Genomic DNA, 16,822 nt, shown 5'->3' on the forward strand with positions numbered 1-16,822 from the left:
TCTTTTGAATCATCAGTCGGCGCTGGGCGGCCTTATTGATGCCGATCAAGATTGCTCGAAGTTTGCTGGTCGGTCGCGAACGTGTTCCCGCGGTCCGGAAAGAAACGTGCCCGGAGCGCGCAGCGAGCGACTGGAAACACCTGGAAAACGTGGCTTTTGCGGTGGAAAACTGATTGGCAATGGAGCCTGAGGGCGTCCAACAAGAGGGAAAATAAATAAACTTAAAAATAACAACACCTTATAAAAACAAAAACTCGACCATGATCTACCGTCAGTTACCCGACGAAATGCAGCGCAACCTGGGTGGACAGGATTAGAATTTTTAAGAATGTTCCGAAAAGAAATCTCCAATGGCACACGACCTCTCCTGCGAGCCATTGATGTCCTCTCGCCCAACACACGTCACCTGCCATGACTGTTCTCTCAGTCGGCTGTGTCTGCCCCTCACTCTCGACGAAGAAGAAATTCGGCGTCTCGAGGGGATCATCAAGCGCAATCGCCCATTGCACCGACAGGATTACCTGATTCGTGCGGGCACGGTGGTGGAGAACATTTACGCCCTGCGTTCCGGCGCGATGAAGACCTACATGCTCGCCCAGGAAGGCGTGGAACAGATCACCAGCTTCCACCTCCCCGGCGAGCTGATTGGGCTGGACGCCATCGGCGAATCCCTTTATCCGACCTATACCGTCGCCCTGGAAACCTCCCAGGTCTGCGCCATCCCCTTGAACCGGCTCGAAGAGCTGGCCGGCCTTATTGCAGGGCTGCGCAAGCAACTTCTCCACACTTTGAGCAAGGAAATCCAGGCCGATCATGAACGCCTCAGCCACGTGCGGGATAGCGCGGAGCAGCGGCTGGCGGCCTTCCTGCTCAACCTCTCGGCGCGCTATAGCAAGCGTGGGCTCTCGGCCTCCAACTTCATCCTGCCGATGAATCGCAGGGACATTGGCAACTACCTGGGCCTGTCAATGGAAACGGTAAGCCGGCTGTTCACCCACTTTCGCGACACTCATCTTGTAGACAGCTCTGGCCGCGAATTGCACATTCCGGATCTGAAGGCGTTGCACCGGCAATGCCATCCCTGCGAAGAAGGTCCGCTCTGACGCCCCGCACCTCTGTCATCGTGCCGACGGCGCCGCTTGCGCGATGCCTTGCCGCAGCGCTTGTTCAGCGCCTCGTGTTGGGGCTGAAAGAGATGGAGCGAGCAGCGCACGTGTGACCGCTCCTGGGCTATTCCCCCTGTTCCACTGGCCATGAATCAGCCCAGCCAGGCACTCAGCCGGCCTCGCGCCGATTTCCGATATCCTGGTGTGTCTCGGTATCTCGGCTTTGTGCTTCGGCCAGTGCATGAGGCGCGGCCAGGCGCAGCCGCAATCGCTCCAGATAGTCGAGGGCCTGACGTTCGCTACGGAAAGGCACCTGAATATCGTCCAGCTGAACGTAGCTGCGGCCATCGGCATATCGAAGCAATTGAATGTTCATGGCAATCGTCCTCCCCTCTAGGCTCTAGCTTCGGCAGGGTTGAAGGCCATCCACCATCGTGGATCCTCGGCGTCTGTTCAAATTGACGCCCTCGTTCTAATCCCATGTGTGTGTGAAGGCGCTAAATGGTTAGTCGTCGCTTTATTCCTACGCCGCGGTGCAGAGGGGGAATTGACCGCGGTCAATCAGCGCGAAGAACCACGCGTTTCAGTCTCCAGATGCACATGTCAGGCAAAGGTGCGCCAAGGCACGATGCTTCCATGGTGGTTCACTTGAGCGTGTTCAAGCGCGATCTTCTTTGATGAAGCAAGCGCTTGGGTTTACCTGATGAGTTAATTATTGTTAGCACCTGCCAGGCCGGCCAGATCACCATAAGATTTTCCTTGGGCAAAGGCTTGGAAGAAATTTGATCTGCATCAAACCTCCCTCTCATGCTTGTGGTTCCATCTTTACGTGCCTCGGAAATTCAATTCACTGCTTTAAGGCATCTGCATCAATCGTCGACCCGTTCGTGGGTTTTAGGTATCTACTTTTGCGCATTTATATGGCGTGATTGGGTTTTACGAATCCCAACCCGATCGTTCCCATGGAATCTCTCAGGACAAAGAATCCTGATCAGAGGCATGTATGCGAGCAAGCGAGATGCATGGTCGAGATAGCCTAATACGGCTTTTGTTTCTGATGTCGCCTTGCCTGGACTTGCAAACAGGTGCAGCAATCCGAAGCTGCACCGCGCTTCAACTTGCGGCACGTATGGGGAGAGACAACCAACCAAATGCAAGTCGGAGGTTATCATGTCCATTAATAAATACCTGTTGGCCGTGGCTATTGGTGGAATTCTTTCCGCATCCACTGTCCTGATCCCTGACTACATTTCCAGCTCCTCAAGTGCGGTTGCGGGCGAGCAAGGCGGAAAAGGCGATCACGGTGGCCGGGGTGACCACGGAGGCAAGGGTGATCACGGAGGCAAGGGTGATCACGGAGGCAAGGGTGATCACGGAGGCCGGGGTGACCACGGCGGTCACGGCGGGCATGGCGGTCACGGTGGTCACGGTGGCCATGGCGGCCATGGCGGCGGTCATGGCGGACATGGCGGTGGTCATGGCGGCTACGGCGGTCGCGGTTAATATCTCGCCGCGTATACCCACGACATGTGGGACGCCGGATTCGAGATACCTTCAACGTGATTAAGTTTGATCAGGACTAATCACTTCATCCAGAAACCCGGTCTATGGCCGGGTTTCTGAGCTGATCGATAGCCCTCTACTGAAATGAGTGGCGAAAATACGCTTCAACAGGGAAGTCCCGCTATGAACCAACTATAAAATCCCTTCCGATAACCGATAAAAACATTGAGGCACGCGCTAAAACGTAAACACAGGAACCTCATCAGAGGGATATAAAGCCTGCGCTCGATGAAGCACTCCGTTTTCTCTAACCCCCTCACTGGCTTGGTGATCTTTTATTCTTCCATATTCCTGCCGAGCAATATCGCCCCTCACCATGGTGAAATTAAACGGAGGGCAAGAATCACAAAACATGCTCCGAGCAATATAAAACTTTATTGCAATAAATGAATTGGCCGGTGGCGCAGGAAAGCCATAAGAGCCCCAGGCACAGTCGGAAAACACATCGCGAGATCATAGTCTGACTTATGACGAACGGTCCTTGTGCATGCGCTCACCTCGCAAATAGGCGATCCAGTAGACACCGGCCACTAACAGGGTGCCACCAAGCAAATTGCCTGCGGTCACCACCAGAATGTTCTTGGCAGCCCCGCTGAGCGATATCACGCCATGCGTATCGACGGCGAGCCCCAGCGGCAGGAGGAACCAGTTAGCGATCGAGTGTTCGAAGCCGAGGACCACGAAGGCTGTAATGGGGAAAAGGATTGCCAGGATCTTGTCAGTCACACTACGAGCGCCGGTGGCCAGCCACACTGCCAGGCAAACGAGTGCGTTACACAGAATGCCGCGCATGAAGGCCTCCCCCCAGAGAAGATCCGCTTTCCCACGCGCAATGCTCACCACCGTCTCACCCACCGCACCATTGCCCAGGCTGGCAATATCGGCCCACACGACGAGCAACACGGTTCCGAGGCAGCCGACTACATTCCCGACGTAGGTGAGAAGCCAGCTCCGAGCGACTTCGCGCAGACCGATCAGGCGGCTGGCCCAGGCCATCGCGATGAGATTGTTCCCGGTGAACAACTCGGCACCGGCCACCACCACAAGAATCAGCCCTAGACAGAAACTCAAGCCGCCCAGTAAGCGTGTGGGTCCGAATCCGAGGCTGGATTCGGTAATCACCACGGTGAAGGACAGTGCGCCAAGCGAAATGAAAGCCCCGGCGAGGACTGCCAGGACGAACAAAGTGAGAGTGTCGGCATGCGCCTTCGCAACGCCGAGCCGCTCAACCCTCCGTGCAATCTCCTGCGGCGGATACGCATCGCCTCAATAGGGTTCTTTGTCCATGGAACCTGAGCTCCGTAACGCTCCGGTTTAGCGGGTATCGGCTCTCGTGAGTGTGCTCCACGAGAGTCCATCTTCGAGAATAGCCACTGGGCTGGGCGCTGGCAGTTGGTTCCGGGTATTTGCGGTTGCGGCGCGGCACGCCGCTCCCCGGCATCCGCACCAGGCGATGGCCAGGTTGGGCCCATGCCATTGAAGCTGCCTCAGCGCCGATCCAGGCATCGGTAAAGTTCCTCTTCCTGGTCGAAATGCAACCTCACCAAGGTATCCAGACGAATCAACAGGCTCTGCACCTCTTCCAGCGGAATGGCGGACGAATCGCGGTGGAGATCGTCACGCATGCGCGCCAACAGCAGCAGCAGCCGGAATATCTCGCGATGGCCGTAGCTGAGGGGCAATAGCGGCTCTTCGCCCTGCAGTCGGGAAGCCAACATCGGATACAGCTTGTGCTCATCGTCACGTTCGTGTTCGGCCAGCAGCCGCTGCAGGTCATCCACCAACTCGCTCAAGGTCTCGCTCGCCTCCTGCGGCGGGAGCCGTGCGAAAGTCCCTGCCCAGTGCTGCAAGCGCCCCAGCAGCTGCCCCAGTTGCTCGTGTTCATCCTGCAATCGATCCAGATCATCACCGCTAAGCGGCCCTGTGGGGCCGTGCATGGGACCCAAGGCTCGCAAGGCGTACAGAATCACCACGACATCGATCAGCTCCTGCAACACGGCCCCGGCCAGTGCCGGAAGAAAGCCGAATGCCGCCACGAGCATGGCCAGCAGAGAGAGGCCCATACCCGCCATGACACCCTGGCGGGCAATGGTACGAGTGTGTCGAGCGATTTCCAGGGCCTCTACGAGGCGGTCCAGCCGGTCGATCAACAGCACTACCCCGGCCGCTTCGGATGAGGCACTCGCACCCGCCGCTCCCATGGCGACACCAACGTCGGCTGCTGCCAGGGCCGGGGCATCATTGATGCCGTCGCCAACCATCAGCGTGGGGCCGCTGCCTCTTCCTTCCTGTACCGCGTACACCTTGTCGGAGGGAGACAACCCGGCACGCAGCTCATCGATACCGGCTGCCAGTGCGATCATCTCGGCGGTTTCCAGACGATCGCCGGTCAACATCACGACTCGCTCAATTCCCAGGGCCCGCAGGCGGCGAACCACGCGGGGCGTTTCACGGCGCACCTGGTCAGTGAACAGCAGCGCCCCGGCCGGTGCGCCGTCCACCTCCACGAAGCTGCCACCACAAGCCGCGTAGTCCATCTTGCGCAGAACGCTCGCCGCCCAGCGTCCAACACCCTCTCCCGCCAGGGCAAAGGAAAGCGTGCCCAGGCGCACGAAGTGGGCACCCACCCGTCCCGCGAGGCCGGCACCCGGATCTTCTTCCACCGCCTGTGGAGCCTGCAGTGCAAGTCGCTGCTGCCGCGCCGCCCGCACGATGGCCTGCGAAATCGGGTGCACTGAGGCCTGAGCCAACGAAGCAGCCCACGCCAGCAACTGGCCGGTCTCGTGGCCGCCGGTGACTTCCACCGATTGCAGGCGCACCTGCCCACTGGTGAGTGTGCCGGTTTTATCGAGAAACAGCTGACGAACATCGGCCAGCGCCTCCAGAGTCGCACCGTCCTTGATCAGGATGCCTCGCCGGGCCGCCCGCGAAATTCCACTGACAATGGCGATTGGTACGGCGAGGATCAGCGGACAAGGAGTGGCTACCACCAGTACCGCCAGGGCCCGCATCGAATCGCCGCTCAGTTGCCAGGCCAAACCGGCCACCAGCAGGGTCGCTGGTACGAACAGCAGCGCGTAACGATCGGCCAGCCGCATGAAAGGCGCCCGCGAGCGGCGCGCCGCCTCGGCCAGCCGCACGACGCCGGCATAGGTGCTTTGCGCGGCGGTCTGGCTGGCCTCAATCCGTATGGGCTCACCAAGATTGACCACCCCGCTCCGCAGGGTATTGCCCTGTGTATGCGTGACTGGCAGAGGTTCACCGCTCAGCGCCGACTCGTCGAGACTCGCGCTGTGGCTCAGGAGTCGACCGTCAACCGGAACCACCTCCCCCAGGCGCACCAGTATTACCTGCCCGATGCGCACCTGATCGACAGGTACCTGGTGCAAATCCTCGCCGTCCTCCAGCCAGGCGGTGCGCGGCGCGCGGTCTACCAGAGCGCGCAGTTCCCGCTCGGCGCGCCGCGAAGTGTAGAACTCCAGGGTGCGCCCACTCGCCAGCATCAGTGCTACCACTGCGGCGACCAGCCACTCCCCCAAGCTCAGCGCGGCGACTATGGCGAGCAGAGCAACAAGATCTACGCCCGTCTCGCCACGCAACAGGCGTCGCGCGATCTCGACGCACAGAACCAACGCCATTACCAGACTGCCCGCCACCCAGCCGGCTGCCGCCAATCGCTCCCAGCCCAACCCGAGACTTACGCCGCCAAGCAGCAGCCCCAGGGCAGTCAGCAAGAGCAGTGCCGGATCTGACCAGCGCGTCCAGGGGACTGGCGTTTCCTGATTCATCGCATCCACCCCACTCGACATGATCGAGGCCAGGAAAGGCTCGTCCGACCCACCGTTCGTCGGCGGAGGCCCGCACGAGACTCTTATGGCCGCTCAGACCGGCAGGGGCGGTGTCGTTTCGTGGGTTTCCCTTTCCGGTATTTCCGTCAGCGTAGCCTCGGTCAACAGCAGCACACTGGCCACGGAGACGGCATTTTCCAGCGCAATGCGCACTACCTTGGTGGGATCGATGATGCCGGCCTCGAACATATCCAGGTACTGGCTATTGGATGCATCGAATCCCCGATCTCCCTCCTCGGCCAGCAACCGAGCGACCACAACGCCCGCGTCGACGGCGGAGTTTTCAGCGATGGCCCGTGCCGGTGCCTCCAGAGCCCGGCGCAGAACCTGCAAGCCGGTTCGCTCATCGCCGAATCGGACCTCTTCCTCCGCTGCGATGGCTTTGACCGCTCGAAGCAGTGCCAGCCCGCCACCGGGAACAATGCCTTCGGCGATTGCCGCCTTGGTCGCGGAGATAGCATCGTCCAGGGCATCCTTGCGGGTCTTCATCTCCGCCTCGGTGGGCGCTCCGACGCGAATTACCGCGACGCCTCCGGAGAGTTTGGCGAGGCGTTCCTGCAGTTTTTCCAGGTCGTAGGTACTGGTGGTCCGTTCGATCTGAGCGCGAATCTGCTGGATGCGCGACTCGATAGCCTGGGGTTGGCCGGCCCCTCCGATCAGCGTGGTGCTTTCGCGGTCCACGACCACACGCTGGGCACGTCCCAACTGACTCAACTCGACCTGCGCCAGGCGCAGGCCGAGATCGCTGGAGATCACCTGGCCGCCGGTCAGCGCGGCAACGTCCTGGAGTAGCTCCTTGCGCCTTTCTCCGAAACCGGGGGCCTTCACCGCGACCGCGTGCAGGATGCCGTGAATCTGGTTGAGGATCAGGGTTGCCAGCGCCTCGCCGTCCACATCCTCGGCGATGAAGACCAGTGGCCTAACGCTCTTGGCAACGCTCTCCAGCAGAGGGAGCAGATCCTTGAGTACGCTGATCTTCTGGTCGCTCAGCAATAGATAGGCATCCTCGAGGACAGCCTGCATCTTGTCCGTGTCAGTAACGAAATATGGGGAAAGGTACCCATGGTCGAAGCGCATGCCCTCGACGACTTCAACCACCGTCTGGGTAGTCTTGGACTCCTCCACTGTGATCACGCCCTCATCGCCGACCTTTTCCATGGCATCGGCAACCAGTTCGCCTATGGCACTGTCGTTGTGAGCGGAAATACTGGCGACCTGGACCTTTTCCTTGTGGCTGTGCACGAGCCTGGATTGCTGCTTCAGAGAGTCAACAGCCAACTGGAGACCTCTATCCAGGCCACGCTTGATGTCAACGGCGCTGGCTCCGGCTACCACATTACGGATGCCATCGGCGAGGATCGCATGAGCGAGTACCGTCGCTGTGCTGGTGCCATCACCCACCGCCTCGCCAGTGCGTTCGGCCGCCTGACGGAGCATCTGGGCGCCAAGGTTCTCTTCCGGGTCCGCAAGATCGATCTGCTTGGCAATGGTCACACCGTCATTGCATACGATCGGCGCCCCCCAACTTCGTTGCATCAGGACTGACTTCGACTTGGGCCCCAGCGTGACCCGTACCGCATCGGCCAGTTGCGTCGCCCCCTGCAAGACCTTCTCCCGCGCCTTGCTGCCAAACAGCAGATTGGTATGTGCCATTTCTCTGCCCTCGGGTTGGCCCTGATCAGCCTCGACCTGCGTCCTGGGCGGCATCTGGCCGAAAGCCCTGTCGCCTGAAGCACTGATCCACTAACGTTTCCGGGCCGGCGCGCCATTGTGGTAGTGCTGCTGCCACATCATCTGGTCCATCATCATCTGTTGCATCCCCAGGTACTGGTCCATCATGTACTGGTGATGGCGCATCTGCTCCGCCGTCAAGCTCGAGTAGTGGCCGCGCGTGTTCTTACATCTGCCGTCTCCAGCCCCCATCATGCCCATGTGGTTTCCCGCCATGCCCATTCCATTGGGTCCCATGCCACAGCCCCACAAATTCCTCATGTCGGCCATGGTGCCCTGCATGCTGTTCCAATGCTCGCTCAGCAGCTTCTGCCTTTCCTTGGGATCCTGGGTTTGCTGGATCTTCTGCATCTGCTTCTGCATCGTGTCCAACTGCTGCCGAACCTTCTCCAACTGCTTGTCGAAAGCGGCATCCGCAGGAGCCAGCTTTTCGGTTTGATCGGCCGGCTTCTGGCTGTCGCTAGCGACCTCAGCACCTGTAACCGTTGCCAGGGACATGCTGGTGAGCAGAAGCGTGACCGCTGTCAGTGCAATTTTCTTCATAACGCCTCCTACCATGACTGATGGATCGCCGGGCACTCAAGACCACATCGATGGTAATGATGGTTGACGCTGCCCTGGCGTTGATGTCGCACTAACTGTCCTTCGTCCGCTCCCGCGCGGTCGTTCCCGCCTCCCGGCCAGATCTCCGGCACGGCGCGTCCCCGAACTGTCGGTTGGAGATGCGTATGACCTGGAACAGAAAGCGATTACGACGTTCGACCAGTAACCTGGAGCAGCGACCACTGGGTCCATGCTTGACTGGGCAGCTTTCGACCCTGGCGGATATGTCGTTGCCTGGTTCACGCACAGTGCCAACTCCTTACGAAAGTCCATTTTCATCATCGACCTGCTCATTCAGGTCTCCTTGATGCCGATCAAGTTTTCTTGAGGATCCTGAGCCCCGACTGCCGTCCGGCGACTACGGGGAAGGTGGCGACGGTCTTCTCAAAAGCACTGCAAGGGTCGAAGATCAACGGCTTTCGTTCAGGACGCACCATGTTGCCTACGAGAGTCAGCATTCACGCCCAATCCGGCATGATCGCCTGTGGCCACCGCGGCAGCATTTGAAGAGGTTTAGCGGGTTCAGAGGCTGGCCCTCTGCGTCCGATGTCCGGACGCAGGGAACCCTGTTTTCGAAGGCGTCCGCGCCACCTTTCGAGACAGGTGGCGATGCGCGGACGGACGGCGAGTCAGGTTTCCGCGCCGCTCTGATGGGGATGAATGGCCAGCATGCTGCCGGGCAGCCGGTAGAGCACCGACTCGGTGGTGCTGCCGATCAACTTGCCCAGGCCCCGCCGATGGACGCGCCCCATGACCACTACATCGGCCTGTCGCTCTTCGGCGAATCCGATGATGCCCGTGACTGGATTGCCCACTACGAAGTGGCGCCTTTCCTGCGGAATCCTATGGCGCTCGGCCAAGTCCACGAAGGTCTGGTGCTGGGCACTGCGCAGCTCCTCAGCTATGTCCGCCCAGGCCGCCAGAGCTTCGCCGGAGACCATGTATGCCGGCATATTGTTGTAGACGAACAGGAGCGCGAATTCGGCGCCACACTGGGTAGCCAGGCCCGTGGCGGCAATGATGATCTGATCGTTCAGCCCCTTGATTTGTGCCTCGGGGTCAGTCGGGTCGACCGCCGCCACTATCATCTGTGGCTTCGGGTGACGGGCATCGCTCACCAGATGGAGTGGCACGGGGCATTCACGCAGCAGGTACCAGTCCAGCGGGGTGACGAAGGCGCGCCGGAGCAGCGGTTCCGGCTGAATATCCTTCACCAGCATGCTTGGGCGCATTTCCTCGACGTGGCGGTGGATCTCCTCACGAATGTCGTCGGTCCAGACGACGGAAAAGGTCACCGTGATCCCTTTCTCCTTCAACCGATCTGCTTCCCGCGACCAGCCTCGCTGTTGCTCGTTGAGCATGCTGGTGCGTATCTGCTCCCGCAGCTCGGCGGATAGAAGCCCATAGGTCACGAAGGGCTCAACGAGTACCGCAATATGGAGTGGCGAGCCACTGGCCATTGCCAAGGCCGCAGCTCTCTGCAGTGCCGCTGAATGGTGCTGTTCCACATGACCGATCAACAGGATCCTCTGGCTTTGGCTCATTGACCACCTCCCGCCCTCGGGCATAGGAAAGTTTGTGAAACCCGGCCCCTGTGCATCGCCTAGCAAGGCCGGAATAAATCACAGGCTGCGGCGAAATGCGGGCCACGGAATTGATGTACATCACTTTTCCTGGGCGTCCACATTTCCCGGCACGTCATCGAATGGCCAACGACGGACGGGCCTCCCTCTCCCGGAGCACGATGGAAACGTCCAGCCGCCTTTCTCCCCTCCCCTTCGAGACCGCGACCATGCGCAAGCCGGACATTGCGGATATGAAGGCGCTGTGTGAATAGCGTCATCAGCCTGAAACAGACCGCCGCTGCGCAGAGGGCAGAATGCTCATGTCTCAGGCGGGCGTACCGCGATGATGGATGGCACCTTGTACAGAACCTGTTCCGCGGTACTGCCAAGGACCTTGTCCAGCCCTTTGTGCGTCAGGGTCCCCATGACGACCACATCCAATTGTTGCTCCAGGACGCATCCAGAGATCGTCTTCGCCGGAGGTCCCTGCAAGAAGTGCCTGTGTTGTCTGGGCACGCCGTGATCCTGAGCGAACTGAGTGAAGGCGCCGTGAAGGTTCCCAGTAAGTTGTTCCTGAAGCTGTTCGGTCCACCCTACGGGACCCGCCGCATAGGCGAAGAAGGAGCGTGACTGCTCATAGGCCATCACCACATGAAGCTCAGCCCCGCATTGCTGTGCGAAATCCTTCGACACGGAGAGAATTTCCTCGTTCAGGGCCATACCTTCCGCGTCGCTGCGGGACAGGTCCACGGCGGCGGCCACCTTGCGGGGTAGCGCATGCTCCGCGCTGCTGACCAGGTGCAATGGCAGAGGACTGTTGCGCAGAAGCTGCCAGTCCAGCGGTGTGATGAACATGCGTTTCAGGGCTAGTTCGTGCCGAGCAGGTTTGATGACGAGGTCCGCCGGCCTTGACTCCAGGTACAGCAGCACTTCCAGTTCCGGCTTGTCCGCCCAGAAGACCTCCGTGGTGATCTGAATGCCCCTGGCACACAACTCATCTCCGAGCTTCGCCAAGTAGGCACGCTGGCGCTCGAGGAACCCCGCTCTGACCTGTTCCAGGATGACTTCATCCAGGATCCAGAGCGAGCCCGACGGCCCTCCGCAGACCACAATATCCAACGAGGCGCCGGTAGCCTTTGCGAGCGCCGCCGCCCTCTCGATGGCCGGAGACCTGAGCTGGTCCGGTTCGCTGATCACTAACAACCGTTCAAGAGCACTCATGATGACCTCCAGCAGGTTGAAGCCCCGGACTGTTCCCACCCCGTTTCAAACCAGACTGCGCGCGCGCCACCCATGGCGGTTTGATGTGCGTCAAGACGACGATTCAGGTTTCCTCGCGCCAACCGGGGCGCACCAGAGTTAGCTGCGCTTCTGCCTGCGTATACAACCGATAACGGTCGTAACGATGCACCGGTCCGTTCCGGCATGAGCAGTCGGCCCCGGGATAGGGGATTTCATCTGAATGAACCGGTGATGGTATCGCCCGCTCGACATGCAGCCAGATCATCTCCGGCCTCACTCCCTTGGCCAGGCACGACTCGGCAATCCTTCGCGTAAACACCTCGGACGCGCAGCAGAGCACCGCTTGCGGCCGCGCTCGTTCCAGTATCCGATCCAATAGCAGCAGTGAATCTCCGTCACCGCGCTTTCCGCCAGGCACCTCGAAGACTTCGCTGAAGGCCCGCCAGCGGTGCTTGGCTGCTTCCAGGGCTCGGGATCGCGGGGCGTCGGTGAAATGCAGCAAGCTGAGGCTTCGAGGCAGGCGGTAGTGCTGAGCTTCGTCCATGAAAGGAGCCAGGGGTATCAGGCCATGGTCTGCTGCGATCAACAGAACTCTGTGCTGGCCAAACAGCAGGGGCCAGCCGCCGCCGCAAGGCCCTCGGTATGCCAGCAGCGTCCCGGGCGACTGGGCGAACAGCGTCGAGGTCAGCAGTCCCCGGCGGCGTATCAACGCGCGGAAGCCGCCCAGGCTATCCGGCGGTTCCAAGTAGGTGAAGGGCGCCTCGCCTATTCCGGGAACACCGAGCATGAAGTACTGCCCGGGAATGACTTCAAGATCCCATTTCAGCGGATTTTCGATGCTGAACTCGAACACGCGGGAGTCGTTGTCGTCTGGCCGAAATCCGTCCAGCCAAAGATTCCGTGGGGACGCACAACTCATGGGCCACCTCCCCGTTCGCTTGGCCAACCCGTGATAGCAGACCGAACCAGCTTAAGACCCTGGAGGAATCCCGGGCCCACGTCGCGCTCGCAGCCGAGAAAGTCCAGCGCCATGACCTCCCAGTTGTCCTGGCATGACACGCTCGCACCGAAGCGGGATATTCCTTCGGCCACGCCACCCTGTTCGCTATGGGACCATGGAACATTGGACCAGATGGCGACCCGACGATCCCCGTTACCTGATAGGCCCTGGCAGGCGATCGCCACTCGGTTTGAGCAACGTACATCCAACACCGCCTGGGCCAGCCTCTCAGGCTCGGCCGAGTAGAAGGTCCCTCCCTCGAACCGGAACAACAACTCGCGTTCGGCGAAGAAGAACTGCTTGAGCAGCCCACTTGAACGCTTCCATAGGCAGAGGCGGCTGCCTTGGCAGGCATCGACTCGTTGCCAGTGCAGCGCGCCGCGCCCATCGACAAGAGCCTCGAACAAACGGCGGCCTTTCTTGCAAGGATGACGCTGAAAGCTGAGACATCCCATGGTCGGGTCCTCATGCGGCCGTTAGCGAGTGACCTCTCAACCTAAGCACCACTTTTCGCGATGGGATTGATGGGGATCAACAAAGGACATTCGAGGCTGACCTTGGGAGGTGGGCGCAGTCCACATCAAAATTGATCCTCGTCAAACCTCCCCCGGGCCATGGGCGTAAACCTGAAATCACTTCTTCCTCCATGGAGTTATCACCATGGCCTTGCCCCGTAATCCACGACTGACGGTCCCCGGATCCGGCACAGATGCCGAGGCGCACTGGATTGAACCCTTGAACGATGGCAGCCATGTGCTCATACGGCCGCTTCGCCAGGAGGATCGTGATCGCGAAGTCGAGTTCATTCGCAACCTGTCCCCCGAGAGTCGGCACTTCCGCTTTCTTGGTGCGATCAAGGAAATCGGCCCTGCGCTCCTCAACCAGCTTATGGAGGTCGACTTCCACGAGAAGATGGCATTCGTCGCGCTTGCCCATCAGGACGGCAAGCTGATCGAGGTCGGTGTAAGTCGCTACGCAGCCACGAAAGAGAGCGGTCAGTGCGAATGTGCCGTGACCGTGGCCGATGCCTGGCAGCATCGCGGCCTGGGTACCGCGCTGATGCGCCATCTCATCGAAGCCGCGCGGCAGAACGGTTTCAAGCACATGTATTCAATAGATGCCGCAGCCAACGTCCACGTCCAGGCTTTGGCGCATGACCTGGGCTTCTACAGCAGCCGTGACCCGCAGGACGCCACACAGCTGGTCCACAGCCTGCAGCTCTAGGCGCCGCCCGGCCGGCAAGCCGTGGCGACAAACTCCCAGCATCCCGCAAGGAGGGATTGAAAAATGGCCGAACCCGCAAAAAAACTGCCTGAGGAAACCAAACCCCAGACCAGCAAGATTCCTGTGCTGGGTGACCCTTGGCGACCGCTGGACACCCTGCGCCGGCAAGTGGACCGGCTATTCGAGGACTTCGGGCGGCCCCCGCTGCATTTCCCGTTCGGCCGCAGTACGTTCGACATCGAACCATTCTGGAAGCGCAGCATGCCCGGGCACAGCGTGCCGGCGGTGGACATCGCAGAGAAGGACAAGTCGTTCGAGGTCACAGTGGAGCTTCCGGGCATGGAGGAAAAGGACGTCCAGATCAGGCTGGCTAACGGCAACCTGATCATCAGTGGCGAGAAAAAGGAAGAGAAGGAAGAGTCTCGCAAGGACTACTACCTTTCGGAACGCCACTACGGCGCGTTCCAACGCATCTTCAGTCTGCCGGAGAATGTCGATCCGGACGGGATCGAGGCGAACTTCCGCAAGGGGGTTCTGGTGATCTCCTTGCCCAAGCATCCTGAAGCGGTAAAGCCCGAGAAACTCATTCCGGTCAAATCGGTGAGCTGACTTGTGCCGAGCGGGCCCCACACGGGGCCCGCATTTTCTTGTTCTGTCACAAGAAGGTGAAGTATGGCCGACGAAGCTCCTTTGCTCCTGGCTCTCCATGAAAGCCACGCCTTCGCCACCCGCGTCGCACGACACCTCGCTCTGCCTCTTGGTGCCCTTGCGGAGCACCGGTATGAGGATGGCGAATACAAGTGCCGGCCCTTGGATCCAGTTTCAGGCAGGAATGTCGTCGTATTCTCGGGACTTTATCCAGAGCCTGGCCTGAGCGTGCACGACAAACTGTGCCGCATGCTGTTTCTCTGCGCTGCAATCAAGGACGCTGGCGCCCGCCATCTTCAAGTTGTTTGCCCTTATCTTTGTTATACGCGCAAGGAGCGGCGCACTCAGGCACAGGATCCGGTCATCACCCGTTACATCGCGACCATGATGGAAGCGAGTCGCATCGATAGTCTGATGACCATGGATGTACACGACCAGGCGGCCTTCGATAACGCATTTCGCATTCCAACCCAGCACCTGGAAAGCGCACCGATCTTTGCAGAGCAAGTCATCCGCTGGCGCCAGGGTGAGTCTATCGTGGTCACTTCGCCGGATTTAGGTGGAATCAAGCGAGCCGAACGTTTCCGACAGATCCTGGAAGGTCGCATTGGGCATTGGATAGGTCATGCGTGCGTGGAAAAGTACCGCCGCGACGAAGCTTTGAGCGGCGGCATGTTGATCGGGAAGGTCGAAGGGTGCACGGTAATTCTGTTCGATGACCTCATCAGTACGGGGACCACACTGCTTCGGGCGGCGGAAGCCTGCCATGCAGGAGGGGCCCGCGAGATCTATGCAATGGCGACCCATGGGCTATTCACAGCCAGTAACATCCTGCTGGAAAGCCCGCTATTGAAGAAGGTCGTGATCAGCGACAGCGTCCCCCCACCCACGCTGGAGTCCAGCTTGAAAACAGGTCATTTCGAGGTACTGGATATATCTGAGAGTATCGCCTTGGCCCTCGCCACCCAGTACGGCCTCGGCGGTCAACGTGACGCTGCGATATGACCACTCCACCCGCAATTGCTCGCTTCTGCCTATATGACTCGCGGGAACTGGAAATAGTCATGGGGTCCATGGCGCAGAAATTGGCTTCGTTGTCATATGAGCAACCCTTGGTGATCATTGGCATCCTGCGCCGCGGTGCGCCGTTGGCGGCCGCCTTGTGGCGATACTGCCACCATATTGGAGCGCCGGCTCCTTCGCTCCATACACTGAAAGTCAAACGCTACTCTGACGATCTGAGTCTGGTGCATCCCGAGACACTACTCAATGAAAACCCCGAACTTGCGGCACTGAATCTTGCCGAAACACCGCTGCTTGTCGTTGACGATGTGCTTTACGAGGGGCACTCGCTCCTACGTACCTGTGCCTACCTCGCGAGGCTTGGCGCACAGAGGATACACACGGCAGTTCTGGTTGACCGCTGCGTCAACACCCAGCCGATTCATGCGGATATCGTGGGAATCCGACTGCAAACTGCGCCAGACGACATCGTCGAATGCCATGTTCCTCCTTATGAACCAGACTTCCGCGTCGAGATCATCCGCCATGGCCAATATCGTCCGCCCAAGTAACCACACGCGATGATCCGTCCACATAGCCTTAGGCTCGTATCTGCTCCAGTGCACTCCGCGGCATCAGCACCACCTCATCGGGCACTTCCTTGCTCAGCGCACGATAGAGATCTGATTGCTTGAACCGCAGAACCGATTCCAGCATCGCTGATGCCTTGCGTTTTCTATCGCAGACAGAAATCGTCGAGGAACTTTTCAACAAGATCGCACCATTTCAGCCACTTCAAAGTGGCAGCTAGTCTCCCGAGACTTGATGTGCGTCAAGTGCCGCATTGCCGAAGGCGCTAGCGTCGAATCTGATATTCCGGCGGACTGATCAGATGTCCTGGTTCCGATTTCATCAATGCTCGATGCTACGCATGGCCCTGGTGCTGTGGGTGCTGGCGTTCGGGGTCGCGACGAGCCAGGGCTGTCTGTCCTACCTACCTCACGATCCGGCGAGTGGGCACGACGAAGTATCGTCCAGGCTGCATGAACGATCTCACCAACTGCATGCCAGCGGGTGCCTGCAGTTCTGCGAGAACGGCGCGACAGCGCTGAAGCTGAAGCTTGGCCCTGTCCTCCTCGACCAGGTCCTCTGGTCCCTGCTGCTGATACTTCCGGCAGCTCTCCTGCCTGCCGTCCTATCTCCGCGATTCGCCGCACTGACCTTCCACCTGCCTGCGCCACCACGGCCACCGGCACGCCTGCGCTTCGTCCGCTTCAACGATTGACCCTC

At 59.8% G+C, this 16,822-nt stretch carries 16 protein-coding genes; 6 read left to right on the top strand and 10 right to left on the bottom strand.

Annotation, left to right across the window (positions count from 1 at the left end; genetic code table 11):
* Positions 1-350 precede the first annotated feature (350 nt).
* On the top strand, positions 351-1,103 hold the full coding sequence (gene fnr / locus FXN65_RS14015; protein ID WP_226284303.1) for a fumarate/nitrate reduction transcriptional regulator Fnr: 753 nt from the start codon (positions 351-353) through the stop codon (positions 1,101-1,103).
* Between the two features lie 172 nt (positions 1,104-1,275).
* Here fnr and FXN65_RS14020 read toward each other — a convergent pair whose 3' ends face one another.
* From FXN65_RS14020 to FXN65_RS14065, 10 genes are all read right to left on the bottom strand, one after another.
* On the bottom strand, positions 1,276-1,482 hold the full coding sequence (locus tag FXN65_RS14020; RefSeq protein ID WP_151133774.1) for a hypothetical protein: 207 nt from the start codon (positions 1,480-1,482) through the stop codon (positions 1,276-1,278).
* 884 nt (positions 1,483-2,366) lie between these two features.
* Positions 2,367-2,585, bottom strand: coding sequence for a hypothetical protein (locus FXN65_RS28480; RefSeq protein WP_151133775.1), 219 nt, complete (start codon positions 2,583-2,585; stop codon positions 2,367-2,369).
* Between the two features lie 549 nt (positions 2,586-3,134).
* Positions 3,135-3,854: a formate/nitrite transporter family protein gene (locus FXN65_RS14030; RefSeq protein WP_244620670.1), complete on the bottom strand. Its 720-nt coding sequence runs from the start codon at positions 3,852-3,854 to the stop codon at positions 3,135-3,137.
* Between the two features lie 302 nt (positions 3,855-4,156).
* On the bottom strand, positions 4,157-6,457 hold the full coding sequence (locus FXN65_RS14035) for a heavy metal translocating P-type ATPase (RefSeq protein WP_151133776.1): 2,301 nt from the start codon (positions 6,455-6,457) through the stop codon (positions 4,157-4,159).
* A 93-nt stretch (positions 6,458-6,550) separates the two neighbouring features.
* A complete protein-coding gene (gene groL, locus FXN65_RS14040; protein WP_151133777.1) occupies positions 6,551-8,170 on the bottom strand; it encodes a chaperonin GroEL in 1,620 nt (539 codons plus the stop codon).
* Positions 8,171-8,260: 90 nt separating this feature from the next.
* On the bottom strand, positions 8,261-8,791 hold the full coding sequence (locus FXN65_RS14045; protein WP_151133778.1) for a hypothetical protein: 531 nt from the start codon (positions 8,789-8,791) through the stop codon (positions 8,261-8,263).
* A gap of 689 nt (positions 8,792-9,480) precedes the next feature.
* A complete protein-coding gene (locus FXN65_RS14050; RefSeq protein WP_151133779.1) occupies positions 9,481-10,395 on the bottom strand; it encodes a universal stress protein in 915 nt (304 codons plus the stop codon).
* 339 nt (positions 10,396-10,734) lie between these two features.
* Positions 10,735-11,637: a universal stress protein gene (locus FXN65_RS14055; RefSeq protein WP_151133780.1), complete on the bottom strand. Its 903-nt coding sequence runs from the start codon at positions 11,635-11,637 to the stop codon at positions 10,735-10,737.
* A gap of 103 nt (positions 11,638-11,740) precedes the next feature.
* Complete coding sequence (locus FXN65_RS14060; RefSeq protein WP_151133781.1) at positions 11,741-12,511, bottom strand: ferredoxin reductase domain-containing protein; 771 nt, start codon at positions 12,509-12,511, stop codon at positions 11,741-11,743.
* 62 nt (positions 12,512-12,573) lie between these two features.
* Complete coding sequence (locus FXN65_RS14065) at positions 12,574-13,113, bottom strand: hypothetical protein (protein ID WP_151133782.1); 540 nt, start codon at positions 13,111-13,113, stop codon at positions 12,574-12,576.
* A gap of 205 nt (positions 13,114-13,318) precedes the next feature.
* Between FXN65_RS14065 and FXN65_RS14070 the strand changes: the two genes are divergently transcribed.
* The 5 genes from FXN65_RS14070 (at position 13,319) to FXN65_RS14090 (ending at position 16,817) form a co-directional block, all read left to right on the top strand.
* Positions 13,319-13,882: a GNAT family N-acetyltransferase gene (locus FXN65_RS14070; RefSeq protein WP_151133783.1), complete on the top strand. Its 564-nt coding sequence runs from the start codon at positions 13,319-13,321 to the stop codon at positions 13,880-13,882.
* Positions 13,883-13,945: 63 nt separating this feature from the next.
* Complete coding sequence (locus FXN65_RS14075) at positions 13,946-14,491, top strand: Hsp20/alpha crystallin family protein (protein ID WP_151133784.1); 546 nt, start codon at positions 13,946-13,948, stop codon at positions 14,489-14,491.
* 63 nt (positions 14,492-14,554) lie between these two features.
* Complete coding sequence (locus tag FXN65_RS14080) at positions 14,555-15,535, top strand: ribose-phosphate diphosphokinase (protein WP_151133785.1); 981 nt, start codon at positions 14,555-14,557, stop codon at positions 15,533-15,535.
* Positions 15,532-16,104, top strand: a complete 573-nt coding sequence (locus FXN65_RS14085; RefSeq protein ID WP_151133786.1) for a phosphoribosyltransferase family protein — start codon at positions 15,532-15,534, stop codon at positions 16,102-16,104. The genes FXN65_RS14080 and FXN65_RS14085 overlap by 4 nt, the downstream gene beginning before the upstream one ends.
* 359 nt (positions 16,105-16,463) lie before the next feature.
* Complete coding sequence (locus FXN65_RS14090) at positions 16,464-16,817, top strand: hypothetical protein (protein ID WP_226284292.1); 354 nt, start codon at positions 16,464-16,466, stop codon at positions 16,815-16,817.
* Positions 16,818-16,822 lie beyond the last annotated feature (5 nt).

The sequence above is a fragment of the Pseudomonas lalkuanensis genome, from assembly GCF_008807375.1.
GTDB classification, from domain to species: Bacteria; Pseudomonadota; Gammaproteobacteria; order Pseudomonadales; family Pseudomonadaceae; genus Metapseudomonas; species Metapseudomonas lalkuanensis.